Origin of the sequence: Pseudomonas sp. NFACC46-3 (genome assembly GCF_900114515.1) — a bacterium.
Taxonomy (GTDB): domain Bacteria; phylum Pseudomonadota; class Gammaproteobacteria; order Pseudomonadales; family Pseudomonadaceae; genus Aquipseudomonas; species Aquipseudomonas fluorescens_Q.
Genome location: NZ_FOTH01000045.1, coordinates 1 through 14,757, shown reverse-complemented (window position 1 = coordinate 14,757; position 14,757 = coordinate 1). Strand labels below are relative to the sequence as shown.

Genomic DNA, 14,757 nt, shown 5'->3' with positions numbered 1-14,757 from the left:
CCACTCAGTCCGGAATGACTTCAGGTGCCTGCCGTGGCGCGGGCGCGGTCAACGAGGTGATCTTGATCAGCAGGCCAAGATGCCCGTTGTCGAGGAAGTTCAGTTGGCCATTCTTGGTATGGCTCTGCTGCTTGAGGCGCTCGCTGGAGGTGACCAGGCCATTGGCGTTGATCTGGTTGATCCAGAAATCGGCATCCACGTCGGTGAAGCGGCCCAGCTTCAGTTCCAGGGTGCCCTCGATGGGGAATTGCCCGAACTGTTCGGCGCCGTCGCTGATGGCAACTTTGCGCCCCTGTTCACCGAGCGTCTGCTGCCAGGCCTTGTGCATCAATACTGTGTATTGGCCGCTGGCGGTGAGTTTCTCGACGATGTTGCCCAGGGCCGGCGTGCGCTGGCTGTCCGCGCCCAGGCGTTGCGCGCCGGCGTCCCAGTCTTCCGGTGCGGCGCGGCTGACAATCGCCGGCTCGGCATTCTGGCGCACCAGGATCATTTCAACCTGATACAGGTCGTCGGCAAACGCCAGGGGGGCGACCAGGGTCATCAACAAGGTCAGTGAGCGGAACAGGCGCATGTGGCGTCCTTCAAGCAGTGGTCGGAGTGAGGCGCTCGAACAGCGCCTCTACGGTATTGAAACGCTCTTCCGCGCGTTCCATGGGTACCATGAATTTGAACATCGTGGCACCTTCGAACTTGTAGCGTTTGGGCTGGCCTTGGATCAACTTGATCAGCACCAGCGGGTCGACCGGGGTCTGGGCTTCGAACTCGATCCGGCCGCCATTGGGGCCGCCATCGACTTTCTTGATGCCCAGTTGCTCGGCCTTGAGCTTGAGCTGTGTGGTGCGCACCAGGTTCTTGGTCGGTTCCGGCAGCAGGCCGAAGCGGTCGATCATCTCCACCTGCAGGTCCTTGAGACCTTCCTCGTCACTGGCCGAGGCGATGCGTTTGTAGAGGATCAGCCGCGCGTGGACGTCCGGCAGGTAGTCTTCCGGGATCAGCGCCGGCACCCGCAGGTTGATTTCCGGCCCGCCGCCCAGGGGCTGGTCGAGGTTCGGCTGCTCGCCCTTGCGGATCGACTTGACCGCGCGTTCGAGCATTTCCATGTACAGGGTGAAGCCGACGGCCTGGATCTGGCCGCTCTGGCCGTCGCCCAGCAATTCGCCGGCGCCACGGATTTCCAGGTCATTGGTGGCCAGCACGAAGCCGGCGCCCAGGTCCTGGGTATTGGCGATGGCCTCCAGGCGCTTTTCCGCATCCGGAGTGATCTGCTGGCGCGGTGGCGTCAATAGGTAGGCATAGGCCTGGTGGTGGCTACGACCGACCCGGCCGCGCAACTGATGCAACTGGGCCAGGCCGAATTTGTCGGCGCGCTCGATGATGATGGTGTTGGCGCTCGGCACGTCGATGCCGGTCTCGATGATGGTCGAGGCGATCAGCACGTTGAAGCGCTTGTGGTAGAAGTCGCTCATCACCTGTTCGAGTTCACGCTCGCGCATTTGCCCGTGGCCGATGCCGATCCGCGCTTCCGGCACCAGTTCGGCCAGGTCGGCGGCGCACTTCTCAATGGTCTTCACGTCGTTGTGCAGGTAATAGACCTGGCCGCCACGCAGCAACTCACGCAGCAGGGCTTCCTTGACCGTGCTTTTGTTCTGCTCCATGACAAAGGTGCGCACCGACAGGCGCCGGGCCGGTGGCGTGGCGATGATCGACAGGTCGCGCATGCCCGATACCGCCATGTTCAGCGTGCGCGGGATCGGCGTGGCGGTCAGGGTCAGGATGTCGACTTCGCTGCGCAGGGCCTTGAGCTGTTCTTTCTGGCGCACGCCAAAGCGGTGCTCTTCGTCGATGATCACCAGCCCCAGGCTCTTGAACTTCACGTCGTCCTGCAGCAGCTTGTGCGTACCGATGACGATGTCGATCTTGCCCTCGGCCAGATCGGCCACGGCGGCGTTCACTTCCTTGGTGGATTTGAAACGGCTCATCACTTCCACGGTCACCGGCCAGTCGGCAAAGCGGTCGCGGAAACTGTTGTAGTGCTGCTGGGCGAGCAGGGTGGTCGGCACCAGGATCGCCACCTGCTTGCCACCGTGCACGGCAATGAACGCGGCGCGCATCGCCACTTCGGTCTTGCCGAAGCCCACGTCGCCGCACACCAGCCGGTCCATCGGTTTGGGCGCGAGCATGTCGGCACGCACGGCTTCGATGGTGGTCTGCTGGTCGACGGTTTCTTCGAACGGGAAACCGGCGCTGAAGGTTTCGTAATCGGCCTTCGGGTCGGCGAAGGCGTAACCCTCGCGTGCGGCGCGACGGGCATAGATGTCCAGCAGTTCGGCGGCCACGTCGCGCACTTGTTCGGCGGCCTTGCGCTTGGCTTTCTGCCAGGTTTCCGAGCCCAGGCGATGCAGCGGGGCCAGCGCGTCGTCGCTGCCGGTGTAGCGGGCGATCAGGTGCAGGTTCGCCACCGGCACATAGAGTTTGGCGCCCTCGGCGTATTCCAGGGTCAGGAATTCGGCGGCCTGATTGTCGATTTCCAGGGTCGCCAGGCCCAGGTAGCGACCTACGCCGTGGTCGATGTGCACCACGGGCGCGCCTTCGCGCAGCTCGGTGAGGTTCTTGATGACCGCGTCGTTGGCGGCGTCGGCACGTTTCTCGCGCCGACGGCGCTGCATGACGCGCTGCCCGAACAGCGGGCTTTCCGCCACCAGGGCAAGGGCCGGGTCATCCAGGACCAGGCCATCGTTAAGCGGTGCGATGGTGATCGCCAGGCGATCCTTGCCTGCGACGAAGTCCGGCCAGCTGTCGACGGTCTTTGGTCGCAGCTTCAGGCGTTCGAGCAGCTCCAACAACACTTCACGGCGGCCGGCGGACTCGGCGGTGAACAGCACGCGACCGGGGAACGCATCGAGAAAGCCAGCCAGTGCCGCCAAGGGCTGCGTGGCCTTCGCTTCGATCGCCAGGTCCGGCAATGCCCTGGCCGGGAAGCGCTCACGGCCGACGCCGGTTTCCACGTCCTGCTGGCTCGCCACTACCCGCGGCCAACTCTTGAGGCGGGCAAAGCAGTCTTCCACCGGCAGGAACAGCTCGGCGGGTGGTAATAAAGGACGGGAAGGATCGACGCGACGCTCTTCGTAGCGATTGCGCACATCGTTCCAGAAATTTTCCGCCGCCTGTTCGATGCCGGGCAGGGAAAACACCTGGGTGTCCTGGGGCAGGTAATCGAATAGGGTGGAGGTTTCTTCGAAAAACAGTGGCAGGTAATACTCGATGCCGGCGGGGGTGATCCCGCTGCTCAGGTCCTGGAAGATCGGGCAGCGGCGGAAATCCACGTCGAAACGTTCGCGAAAGCGTGCCTTGAAGCGGGTCACGGCGTCTTTTTGCAGCGGGAACTCCTTGGCCGGCAACAGGCGGATCGACTGCACTTTATCGATGGACCGCTGGTTTTCCGGGTCGAAGGTGCGCAGGGTCTCGATTTCGTCGTCGAACAGGTCGATTCGATAAGGCAGTTTGCTGCCCATCGGGAACAGGTCGATCAAGGCGCCGCGTACCGCGAACTCGCCGTGCTCGTACACCGTGTCGACGCAGCGATAGCCACTGGCCTCAAGGCGGGTGCGCATTTGCTCGACATCGAGCTTCTGGCCGATGTCCAGCACCAGGCTGCTGCCAAGCAGGAATTGGGTCGGTGCCAGGCGATGTAGGGCCGTAGTGATCGGCACTACCAAAACGCCATGACTGAGTTCCGGCAGCCGATAAAGGCTGGCGATTCGCTGGGAAATGATGTCCTGGTGCGGTGAAAACAGATCGTAGGGCAGGGTTTCCCAGTCCGGGAAATGCAAGACCGGCAAATCCGGAGCGAAGAAACTCAGCTCCTGTTCCAGCCGCTCGGCGCTTTGGCTGTCGGCGGTCAGCAGCAGGGTGAAGCGCTTTGCAGCGCTGGCAGCCTCGGCGATGGCCAGGCTCAGGGCGGCACCGGGCAGGTTGCCCCAGTGCTGTTTACCTGCCGCGGCAGGGAGAAGCGGAAGACGCAGAACGGGCACGGAAGGTTGAGCTCCAGCGTTGCGACAAAGTCGACAATTGTAGCGGGGGAAGGGGGCTGCTGTCAGTCGCAGACTACCCAGGCAGACAGGAAAACCACGGTGCGACAGGCGCGCATTGCTCCGCCGAGGACTCGGCGGCATAATGTAGCCCCTTTTTTCAGCCCCTACATGTGGAAGGTTACCGTGACTCAGAAGCCCGACCAGTGTCTTGGTGAATGGATTGATCGTGAAGCTCTCGCAGAAGCGATGATCCCTCTCATCGGTCAGCTCTACCGCAATAACAACGTGGTGAGCTCGATCTATGGCCGCAGCCTGATCAACCAGTCTGTCATCGCGATCCTCAAAGCCCATCGCTTTGCTCGCCACCGTTCTTCCGACGACAGCGAACTCTCCGTCCACGAAACATTCCCCCTGCTCAAAGCCATGAGCGAGCTCAAGCTCGGCGCGGCTTCGGTGGACCTGGGCAAGTTGGCGTTCAAATTCCGCAGTGAAGGCAATGGCCGTAGCGCCGAGCAGTTCGTTCGTGAAGAGATGGCCGATGTGGTTGGCCAGCAGAACGCTTCGCCTCGCAAAGGCACTGACGTGGTCCTGTACGGCTTCGGTCGTATCGGCCGTCTGCTGGCGCGCATCCTGATCGAAAAAACCGGTGGCGGCGACGGCCTGCGCCTGCGGGCCATCGTGGTGCGCAAAGGCGCCGAGAACGACCTGACCAAGCGCGCCAGCCTGCTGCGTCGTGATTCGGTCCATGGTTCGTTCAACGGCACCATCATCATCGATGAAGAAAACAACACCATTCTCGCCAACGGCAACCTGATCCAGGTGATCTACGCGAAGAACCCGACCGAGGTCGACTACACCCAGTACGGCATCAAGGACGCACTGCTGGTGGACAACACCGGCGTATGGCGTGATGCCGAGGGCCTGGGCCAGCACCTGGCCTGTCCGGGCATCGACCGCGTCGTGCTGACCGCGCCTGGCAAGGGCAAGCTGAAGAACATCGTTCACGGCATCAACCACGGCGACATCACCGCTGACGACAAGATCGTTTCCGCGGCTTCCTGCACCACCAACGCCATCGTGCCGGTGCTCAAGGCGGTGAACGACAAGTTCGGCATCGTCAACGGTCACGTTGAAACGGTTCACTCGTACACCAACGACCAGAACCTGATCGACAACTTCCACAAGGGCGACCGCCGTGGCCGCAGCGCCGCGCTGAACATGGTCCTCACCGAGACCGGTGCCGCCACCGCCGCTGCCAAGGCCCTGCCTGAGCTGGCTGGCAAGCTGACCGGCAACGCGATCCGTGTGCCGACGCCGAACGTGTCGATGGCCATCCTCAACCTGAACCTTGAGAAAGCCGCCACCCGTGAAGAGATGAACGAGTACCTGCGCTACATGGCGCTGCACTCCGACCTGCACAAGCAGATCGACTTCGTCAATTCCCAGGAAGTGGTGTCCACCGACTTCGTTGGTTCGCGCCATGCCGGCGTGGTCGACGCTGAAGCGACCATCGTTCAGGACAACCGCGTTGTGTTGTACGTTTGGTACGACAACGAGTTCGGTTACAGCTGCCAGGTGGTTCGCGTGATGGAAGACATGGCTGGTGTAAACCCGCCAGCGTTCCCGCGCTAAGCCTTAGCCGCACATGAAAACGCCCCGACTTGTCGGGGCGTTTTTGTATCTGGAGGTTTTGTGTTGAGTGGCTCGGCCTCTTCGCGAGCAGGCAATCTATCAGGCGCCGCCCACCACCGAAGCTTGCGCGGTCCGCAACTCATGACGGTTGCCCTTGAACAACACCAGGGTGGCAATCAACCCCAGCACCGCCGCCCCACTGAGCCATATCCCCGGTGCGGCCTTGTTGTCCAGTACGTGAATCAGATAAGTACAGGCCGCTGGCGTAAACCCACCGAAGGTCGCGGTTGCCAGACTGTAGGCCAGGGAGAAGCCGGTGGTACGCACTTCGAGCGGCATGATTTCCGTCAAGGCGACGACCATGGCGCCGTTGTACGATCCATACAGGAACGACAACCACAGCTCGACGATCAGCAAATGGCTGAAGCTGGGGTTCGCCACCAACCAGGACAGCGCGGGATAGGCGGTGAGGATCGCCAGGATAGTCGCGCCGAGCAGCAGGGGTTTACGTCCGACCTTGTCGGAAAGCGCCCCCATCACGGGCAGCCAGAAGAAATTCGACAAGCCGATGCAGACCGTGACCAGTAGCGCATCCAGGTCCGACAGGTTCAACTCGGCCTTGCCGAAGGTCGGTGTGTAGGCGGTGATCAGGTAGAACGATACGGTGGTCATTACCACCAGCGCCATGCCGGCCAAGACAATGCCGAAGTTCTGACCGATGGAGCGGACAATTTCCGACAGGCAGGGGCGATGTTTTCTCGCTTGGAACTCAGGTGTTTCTTCCAATGAGCGACGGATCACGAATATCGCCGGCACGATCATGCAGCCCACCAGGAACGGCACGCGCCATCCCCATTCGCCCATCTCCTGGGGACTCAGCCAGTGATTGAGGCCGACCCCCAGCAGGCCGGCAAACACCACGGCAGCCTGTTGGCTGGCGGACTGCCAACTGACAAAGAACCCTTTGCGCCCCGGCGTGGAAATTTCTGCCAGGTACACCGATACACCGCCCAGCTCAACACCGGCGGAAAAGCCCTGCAGCAATCGCCCCAGCAGCACCAGCAGCGGTGCCGCCACGCCGAGGGTGGCGTAACCCGGCACACAGGCGATAAGCACCGTGCCGGCGGCCATCATCGCCAGGGTGATGATCAAGCCTTTGCGACGGCCGTGGCGGTCGATGTAGGCGCCGAGAAAAATCGCTCCGAGGGGGCGCATCAGGAACCCGGCACCAAACGTGGCCAGGGACAGCATCAGCGAGGCGAATGCACTGTCGGCGGGGAAGAACGTCTTGGCGATGGCCGTGGCGTAGAAGCCATAGACCATGAAGTCGAACATCTCCAGGAAGTTGCCGCTGACAACGCGAAAAATCGCCTTGCCGTTGCTCGTTTGGGAAGACATGTGTAGGTACTCACTCTGGCAAATCTTGTATGGAGGCACTGCGTCCCCTGTGGGAGCGCTGGAGTTCATAATGGCGGTCGCGGTTTTGAGGGGAGATGAAGATTTGTTAACTGGACGATGGATTGGCCTTGTGGTGCTGGCCGGCGTGTTGTCGGGTTGCGGCAACGGCGACACCCTGGAGCGCTTCGATGGCCCGACCATGGGCAGTCATTATTCGATTCAGTACGTCAGACATTCTGCCGGGCCCACTGCGAAAACGGTGCAGGCCGAGGTGGAAAACATCCTTGCCGAAGTGGATCGGCAACTCTCAACCTATCGCAGCGACTCGGACATCGAGCGTTTCAACGCGCTGCCGGCCAATAGCTGTCAGGTCATGCCTGGCCCGCTCCTGGAGTTGGTCGGCGTAGGTGAGCAGTTGTCGGTTCAAAGCGACGGCTCCTTCGACCTGACTGTGGAACCGCTGCTGAACCTGTGGGGCTTCGGTCCTCAGTCTCGCGAAGAAAAAGTACCGACCGCCGAAGCCTTGGCCTTGGTGCGCCAGCGCGTCGGTCATGGTCATTTGCGCATCGAGGGCGACCGGTTGTGCAAAGACGCGGCAGCGGAAGTCGACTTCAACAGTATCGCCGCGGGTTATGCCGTCGACCGCATCGCCGCCAGGCTCCAGGCCCTGGGCATCGACAGTTACCTGGCCGAAGCCACCGGCGAACTCAAGGCCGTCGGGCGCAAACCCGATGGTTCGGCCTGGCGTATCGCCCTGGAAGAGCCCCGGGACGACCGGCAAGTAGCGGAGCGTGTCATCGAGGTCAACGGCTACGGGGTTTCCACCTCGGGCGACTACCGTAAGTATTTCGAGCAGGGCGGCAGGCGTTATTCCCACACTTTTGATGCCCGCACCGGTGCGCCGGTCCTACATGACCTGGCGTCCGTCACGGTGATTCATCCTTCAGCGTTGATGGCCGATGGACTATCGACGCTGTTGCTGATTCTCGGTCCTGAACGGGGTTGGGACTATGCCGAAAAGCACGGCATCGGGGTATTTTTTGTACTGCGCGATGGCAATCGTTTTGTCTCCCGTACCAACGATGTGTTTGAACGGATCAGTGGTGGAAAAACCCAATGATGACAGCCTTCAGGATGCAGGCGACCTGTGGCGAGGGAGCTTGCTCCCGCTTGAGTGCGAAGCGCTCACAAAAATGGGTCTGCTGCGCAGCCCAGCGGGAGCAAGCTCCCTCGCCACATTGATTAAGGCAAATCTGAAATAGTAGCGATGACAGGCTGGTGAAAGTGTAGGTGTGGCGAAATAGCGCAGGCAAAACTAGCCTACGACGCGACCAAGGGGTAATGTGCGCGGCGTTGACGCTTCTATAGACTGTGGCCGGGCTCGTGAACCGGCCCCAAATTGTTCCTTCATGCCGCGGGCCGGCATGATTTAGCCGTCGGCGCCAAGTGTGGTGCCGCGGCCTGTTCTGAGGAGTACGCATGGCTGTCTACAACTACGACGTGGTGGTACTGGGTTCCGGCCCGGCGGGGGAAGGCGCGGCAATGAACGCGGCCAAGGCAGGGCGCAAGGTGGCGATGGTCGACAGTCGTCGGCAGGTCGGCGGCAACTGCACCCACTTGGGTACCATCCCGTCCAAGGCCTTGCGTCACTCGGTCCGGCAGATCATGCAGTTCAACACCAACCCGATGTTCCGTGCCATCGGCGAACCGCGTTGGTTCTCCTTCCCGGACGTGCTCAAGAGCGCCGAGAAGGTGATCTCCAAGCAGGTGGCCTCGCGCACTGGCTACTACGCCCGCAATCGCGTTGACGTGTTCTTTGGCACCGGCAGCTTTGCTGATGAGCAGACCGTCGAAGTGGTCTGCGGCAACGGCGTGGTCGAGAAACTGGTGGCCAAGCACATCATCATCGCCACCGGCTCGCGCCCGTATCGCCCGGCCGACATCGATTTCAACCACGCGCGTATCTACGATAGTGACACCATCCTGAGCCTGGGTCACACCCCGCGTAAGCTCATCGTCTACGGCGCTGGCGTGATCGGTTGCGAATACGCCTCGATCTTCAGCGGCCTGGGTGTGCTGGTGGAACTGGTGGATAACCGCGGCCAGTTGCTGAGCTTCCTGGACTCGGAAATCTCCCAGGCCCTGAGCTATCACTTCAGCAACAACAACATCACCGTGCGCCACAACGAAGACTACGACCGCGTGGAAGGCGTCGACAATGGCGTGATCCTGCACCTCAAGTCCGGCAAGAAGATCAAGGCCGACGCCTTGCTCTGGTGTAACGGTCGTACCGGTAACACCGACACCCTGGGCCTGGAAAACATTGGTGTGAAGGTCAACAGCCGCGGCCAGATCGAAGTCGACGAAAACTACCGTACCTGTGTACCGAACATCTACGGTGCCGGTGACGTGATTGGCTGGCCGAGCCTGGCCAGTGCCGCCCACGACCAGGGCCGTTCGGCCGCCGGCAGTATTGTCGACAACGGCAGCTGGCGCTTCGTCAACGACGTACCGACCGGGATCTACACCATTCCGGAAATCAGCTCGATCGGCAAGAACGAGCAGGAGCTGACCCAGGCCAAGGTGCCGTATGAAGTGGGCAAGGCCTTCTTCAAGAGCATGGCGCGGGCGCAGATCGCCGGCGAGCCGCAAGGCATGCTGAAGATCCTGTTCCACCGCGAGACCCTGGAAGTACTGGGCGTGCACTGCTTCGGCTACCAGGCGTCGGAGATCGTGCACATCGGCCAGGCGATCATGAACCAGCCGGGCGAATTGAACACGTTGAAGTACTTCGTCAACACCACGTTCAACTACCCGACCATGGCCGAAGCCTATCGGGTAGCTGCCTATGACGGGCTCAACCGGCTTTTTTGAGCGGCTCCGGCCGGTGGCCTGAGCCGGCCGGGGAGACCGATTTCAGCAATTCTCGAGGGTGGCAGTGGCCAAACCGGGAAAGTCTGTAATCAGGCTGTCAGCGCCAAAATCGGCGAGCCTGCGCATCAGCGCGGGCTCGTTGACGGTCCACACCGACACATGCAGCCCCTGGCGTTGCGCCTTGATCAGGCGTTCCGGCGTGCACAGGGTCCAGTTCAGCGCCAGAATCTCGCAGCCGTAACTCTGGGCGACCTTCAACGGGTCGAGCCAGGCGTATTCGGCCACCAGTCCGCGGGAGATGTCCGGGGTCAGGTCCAGGGCTGCCTTGAGCACTTCCCGGGAACTGGACGTGATGGTGATTTTGTCCAGCAGCCCGAAACGCTGGGCCATTTCGCGAATGCCCAGCACCGTCGCGGCGGCGCGGGTGCGCGAGGCGCTTTTGACCTCCAATTGCCAGTGCTCGAAATCACACTTCTCGAACAGCTCCTCCAGGCGTGGGATCGGGCACGGCTTGATCCAGCCCGGGCCTCCCTTGCGCGCATCGTAGGTCACCAGCTCGGCGGCGGTATGCTCGACCACCTTGCCCCGGCGATCGGTGGTGCGCTTGAGGGTCGGGTCGTGGATCACCATCAACTCGCCGTCCATCGAAAGGTGCAGGTCCAGCTCGCAACGGCGTACGCCGTGCTTGAGGCACTCCTGAAAACCGGTCAGGGTGTTTTCCGGCGCTTCGCCCTTGGCGCCGCGGTGGCCATAAATGAGGGTCACGGTTCTTCCTTATTGATACCTGAGTCGTTCTGTTCCCGGGCCAGGCGCCGCTCTTGCGCCTGTTTCTGCAGGATGTAGCGGGCCAGCAACTGGCGCTGGGCGTCGGTCGGGCGTTCGAACTCGGTGCCCACGTCGAAGCCATCGCCCTTGGGGTCGCAGTGGGTGACCCGCGCCCGCAGCAACAGACCGAGGGCTTGCGGCATCAGCACCAGCTTGATCGACAAGTGGGTGCCGGCCGCGATCGGCGTGGGGTGTTGGAAGTCGACGCCGCCTTCGGAAATGATCACCGGTTGCGGTTCGCCGATTTCGCCGAGCACCGTCAGGGCGATGACCTGGCTGAGCAGGTCGATGCGTTTGTTCATTGCCTTGAGGTATGCCGCGATGCTGCGTTCGCGCTCGCTGATCTGGCGCAGCAGGTGCTGTGACTCGAATTCGCTCAGGTGCAATTCACTGAGCAGATTGAACAATGGAGAAGCATCCTGCAACACTTCCTGGCCAGCAGCTTCAGGAATGGACAGGGGCCGAATTTCCAGTGCGATCGTGTCCTCGATACGGTAGTATTCGCGGCGATCTTCTTCATCTAATGTCGACATGGCGAACCCATGGTAGCGGCGGTGGTCTGAGTGTAAAGCTGGTTTGTGACCCCCGCCACAAGGACGTTCCTTTTCCCTCCGAACAAGCCCCGACATGTTCAGACCTCTCTTCGTATTTATCGGCACGCGTTATACCCGTGCAAAGCGTCGCAATCATTTCGTATCGTTCATTTCCCTGACGTCCATCATCGGGCTGGCCCTTGGCGTGGTCGTGATGATCGTCGTGCTCTCGGTGATGAACGGCTTCGACCATGAGATGCGCACCCGCGTGCTGGGCATGGTGCCCCACGCGACCCTCGAGTCCGGCGAAGCCATCAGCGATTGGCCGAGCCTGGCCGCCAAGGTCAAGCAGAACCCGCAGGTGCTGGCCGTGGCGCCGTTCACCCAGATGCAAGGGCTGCTGACCAACGACGGCAAGGTGTCCAAAGTGTTGCTCAATGGCATCGACCCCGGGCTCGAGCGGCAGGTGTCGATCATCGACAACTTCATGCAGCAGGGAAAACTCGATGACCTGGCGCCAGGCAGTTTCGGCATCGTCATCGGCGACAAGGCCGCGGCCAAGCTCGGCGTTGCCATTGGCGACAAGCTGACCTTCGTCGCCCCGGAAGTCACCGTGACCCCGGGCGGCATGTTCCCGCGCATGAAACGCTTTACCGTGGTCGGCATTTTCCATGTCGGCGCTGGCGAGCTCGATGGTTACCTGGGCGTCACCAATCTCCAGGACCTGGCGCGCCTGCATCGCTGGAAGCCGGATCAGGTCCAGGGCCTGCGGTTGAAGTTCGATGATCTGTTCCAGGCACCGCGTGTGGCGTGGACCATCGCCCAGCAACTCGGCGAAGATCGTTACTACGCCCGGGACTGGACCCGTACCCACGGCAACCTGTACCAGGCGATCCGCATGGAAAAAGCCATGATCGGCCTGCTGCTGTTGCTGATCGTTGCCGTGGCGGCGTTCAACATCATCTCCACGCTGGTGATGGTGGTGAACGACAAGAAGGGCGATATCGCGATCCTGCGTACCCTTGGCGCCACGCCGGGGCAGATCATGCGGATCTTCATGGTCCAGGGCACGGTCATTGGCGTGATCGGTACGTTCGTCGGCGCCCTGGTCGGGATGTTCGCCGCGCTGAACGTCAGCGCCGCGATCGCCGCCCTCGAAGGCCTGATCGGGCACAAGTTTCTCAACGCCGACGTGTACTTCATCGACTACCTGCCATCGCAATTGCAGGCCGATGACGTGTTGATGGTCTGCGGCGCCGCGTTGGTCCTGAGTTTCCTCGCCACCCTGTATCCTGCCTGGCGTGCCGCGCGCACCCAGCCTGCGGAGGCGTTACGTTATGAGTGAGTCGGGCATGAGTGAAAAAGCAATCTTGAGTTGCCGCAACCTGGGCAAATCCTACGAGGAGGGCCCGGAGTCGGTGGTGGTGTTGTCGGGCCTGCAGCTGGAGCTGCATCCTGGCGAGCGCGTGGCGATTGTCGGCACCTCCGGGTCGGGCAAGAGTACCTTGCTCAACCTGCTGGGCGGCCTGGATACGCCAACCGCCGGCAGTGTCTGGCTGGCTGGCGAAGAGCTTTCGGCGCTGAACGAGAAAGCCCGTGGCCTGCTGCGCAACCGTTCCCTGGGCTTCGTCTACCAGTTCCACCATTTGCTGCCCGAGTTCACCGCGCTGGAAAACGTCTGCATGCCGCTGTTGATTGGCCGCACGGCGATTCCTGAGGCCCGTCAGCGCGCCACGGCGTTGCTGGAGCGGGTAGGGCTGGGGCATCGCCTGGAGCACAAGCCGGCCGAATTGTCCGGTGGTGAACGCCAGCGCGTGGCGATTGCCCGGGCCTTGGTCAACAAGCCTGGGCTGGTGATGCTCGACGAGCCGACCGGCAACCTCGACTCCCACACCGCCCAAGGCATCCAGGATTTGATGCTGGAGCTCAGCACGTCGATGCGTACCGCGTTCCTGGTGGTGACCCACGACATGAACCTGGCCCGGCAGATGGACCGCGTCCTGCACTTGCAGGAAGGTTGCCTGAAGCCCATCTGACCGACCGAAACCCGGTACTTGCTGCAAGCGCCGGGTCTTTTATTTTCATACGGTGCCCCGCGAATGTTCAGACCGTTATCGATCTTCATCGGCACGCGCTATACCCGCGCCAAGCGCCGCAATCGCTTTGTTTCGTTCATATCCATGACCTCGATGATCGGCCTCGCCCTGGGTGTGCTGGCGATGATCGTGGTGTTGTCGGTGATGAACGGCTTCCAGCGCGAAATGAGCTCGCGCATCCTCGGCATGGTGCCCCACGCCACGATCGTCGGCGTCAATCCGATCGACGACTGGCAACCGGTGGCCGCCGCGGCGCTGAAAAATCCTGAAGTCACCGCTGCGGTGCCATTCACCGAAATGGAGGGCATGCTCAGCCATAAGGGCTCGATGCAGCCGATCCAGATCAGTGGCGTCGATCCGGCCCAGGAAGGCAAGGTGTCCATTGTCGCCCAGCATATCGTCCAGGGGCGTCTGGATGCCTTGAAGCCGGGCGAGTTTGGTGTCGTGATCGGCGAAATCACCGCCCGGCGTTTTCGTCTGAACGTCGGCGACAAAATCACCCTGATCGTGCCGGAAGTCAGCACGGCCCCCGGCGGCATCACCCCACGGATGCAGCGGCTGAATGTGGTGGGTGTGTTCAAGGTGGGCGCCGAGCTGGACGGCTCCATGGCGCTGATCCACCTGGCCGATGCCGCACAGATGCAGCATTGGCAGCCGAACCAGGTACAAAGCGTGCGCCTGGCGGTGAAGGATTTGTACGCGGCGCCGAAGGTCTCCGGTGACATCGCCACCAACCTTGGCGCGGCCTACAAGGCTGACGACTGGACACACACCCAGGGCAGCCTGTTCAGTGCCATGAAAATGGAAAAAACCATGATCGGCTTGCTGCTGCTGATGATCGTTGCGGTGGCGGCGTTCAACATCATCGCCACCCTGATCATGGTGGTGAACGACAAAGGCGCGGACATCGCGATCCTGCGCACCATCGGCGCCACGCCGCGGCAGATCATGGCGATCTTCATGGTCCAGGGCACGGTGATCGGCGTTGTCGGTACGCTGATTGGCGGCGTGCTGGGGGTGATCGCGGCGTTGAACGTCAGTGCGCTGGTGGGCTGGCTGGAAAGGGTCAGCGGCCAGCACATCTTCAGTTCCGACGTGTACTTCGTCAGCAACCTGCCGTCGGAGCTGCAGCGTGGGGACGTGGTGCTGATCTGCTCGGCCGGGTTCATCCTGAGCTTCCTCGCCACCGTGTACCCGGCGTGGCGTGCGGCGAAGATCGAACCGGCGCAGGCGTTGCGGTATTCCTGATACGCCGTGAAGCTTCCTCGCCACGGGGAATTGGGCATGGCGCGGGTTAAGGGAATGCCTCGAATCAGTGTCAGTTTCAAGAGCAAATCGGTTGGTCGAGCGGGATGCTTTTGTGGCGAG

Annotated in this window: 11 protein-coding genes; 6 read left to right on the top strand and 5 right to left on the bottom strand. The window is 61.8% G+C overall.

The features are described from left to right. Positions 1-4: 4 nt before the first annotated feature. Positions 5-571, bottom strand: coding sequence for a CsiV family protein (locus BM300_RS27470; protein ID WP_092148375.1), 567 nt, complete (start codon positions 569-571; stop codon positions 5-7). 10 nt (positions 572-581) lie between these two features. Next, positions 582-4,031, bottom strand: coding sequence for a transcription-repair coupling factor (mfd, locus tag BM300_RS27465; RefSeq protein WP_092148372.1), 3,450 nt, complete (start codon positions 4,029-4,031; stop codon positions 582-584). A gap of 168 nt (positions 4,032-4,199) precedes the next feature. On the opposite strand from mfd, the gene BM300_RS27460 reads away from it, so the two are divergent. Next, the gene (locus BM300_RS27460; protein WP_063322177.1) at positions 4,200-5,663 is read left to right on the top strand and encodes a glyceraldehyde-3-phosphate dehydrogenase; all 1,464 of its coding nucleotides are present in this window, start codon (positions 4,200-4,202) and stop codon (positions 5,661-5,663) included. 99 nt (positions 5,664-5,762) lie between these two features. On the opposite strand, the gene BM300_RS27455 is transcribed toward BM300_RS27460, so the two are convergent. After that, positions 5,763-7,061 carry an MFS transporter gene (locus BM300_RS27455; protein WP_092345913.1) on the bottom strand — a complete coding sequence of 433 codons (1,299 nt, stop codon included), beginning with the start codon at positions 7,059-7,061 and terminating at the stop codon, positions 5,763-5,765. A gap of 70 nt (positions 7,062-7,131) precedes the next feature. On the opposite strand from BM300_RS27455, the gene BM300_RS27450 reads away from it, so the two are divergent. Next, positions 7,132-8,181, top strand: coding sequence for an FAD:protein FMN transferase (locus BM300_RS27450; protein ID WP_371914673.1), 1,050 nt, complete (start codon positions 7,132-7,134; stop codon positions 8,179-8,181). Positions 8,182-8,540: 359 nt separating this feature from the next. After that, complete coding sequence (gene sthA, locus BM300_RS27445; RefSeq protein WP_003183399.1) at positions 8,541-9,935, top strand: Si-specific NAD(P)(+) transhydrogenase; 1,395 nt, start codon at positions 8,541-8,543, stop codon at positions 9,933-9,935. A gap of 42 nt (positions 9,936-9,977) precedes the next feature. Here sthA and BM300_RS27440 read toward each other — a convergent pair whose 3' ends face one another. Further along, positions 9,978-10,700 carry a glycerophosphodiester phosphodiesterase gene (locus tag BM300_RS27440; protein WP_003199672.1) on the bottom strand — a complete coding sequence of 241 codons (723 nt, stop codon included), beginning with the start codon at positions 10,698-10,700 and terminating at the stop codon, positions 9,978-9,980. Next, a complete protein-coding gene (locus BM300_RS27435) occupies positions 10,697-11,293 on the bottom strand; it encodes a PilZ domain-containing protein (RefSeq protein WP_092148363.1) in 597 nt (198 codons plus the stop codon). The genes BM300_RS27440 and BM300_RS27435 overlap by 4 nt, the downstream gene beginning before the upstream one ends. A gap of 94 nt (positions 11,294-11,387) precedes the next feature. On the opposite strand from BM300_RS27435, the gene BM300_RS27430 reads away from it, so the two are divergent. The 3 genes from BM300_RS27430 to BM300_RS27420 all read left to right on the top strand — a co-directional run bounded on the left by BM300_RS27430 (position 11,388) and on the right by BM300_RS27420 (position 14,637). Then, positions 11,388-12,638, top strand: a complete 1,251-nt coding sequence (locus BM300_RS27430) for a lipoprotein-releasing ABC transporter permease subunit (protein ID WP_003199675.1) — start codon at positions 11,388-11,390, stop codon at positions 12,636-12,638. A gap of 7 nt (positions 12,639-12,645) precedes the next feature. Further along, positions 12,646-13,329 carry a lipoprotein-releasing ABC transporter ATP-binding protein LolD gene (lolD, locus tag BM300_RS27425; RefSeq protein WP_170862110.1) on the top strand — a complete coding sequence of 228 codons (684 nt, stop codon included), beginning with the start codon at positions 12,646-12,648 and terminating at the stop codon, positions 13,327-13,329. A gap of 63 nt (positions 13,330-13,392) precedes the next feature. Next, complete coding sequence (locus tag BM300_RS27420) at positions 13,393-14,637, top strand: lipoprotein-releasing ABC transporter permease subunit (RefSeq protein ID WP_063322170.1); 1,245 nt, start codon at positions 13,393-13,395, stop codon at positions 14,635-14,637. Positions 14,638-14,757: the final 120 nt, after the last annotated feature.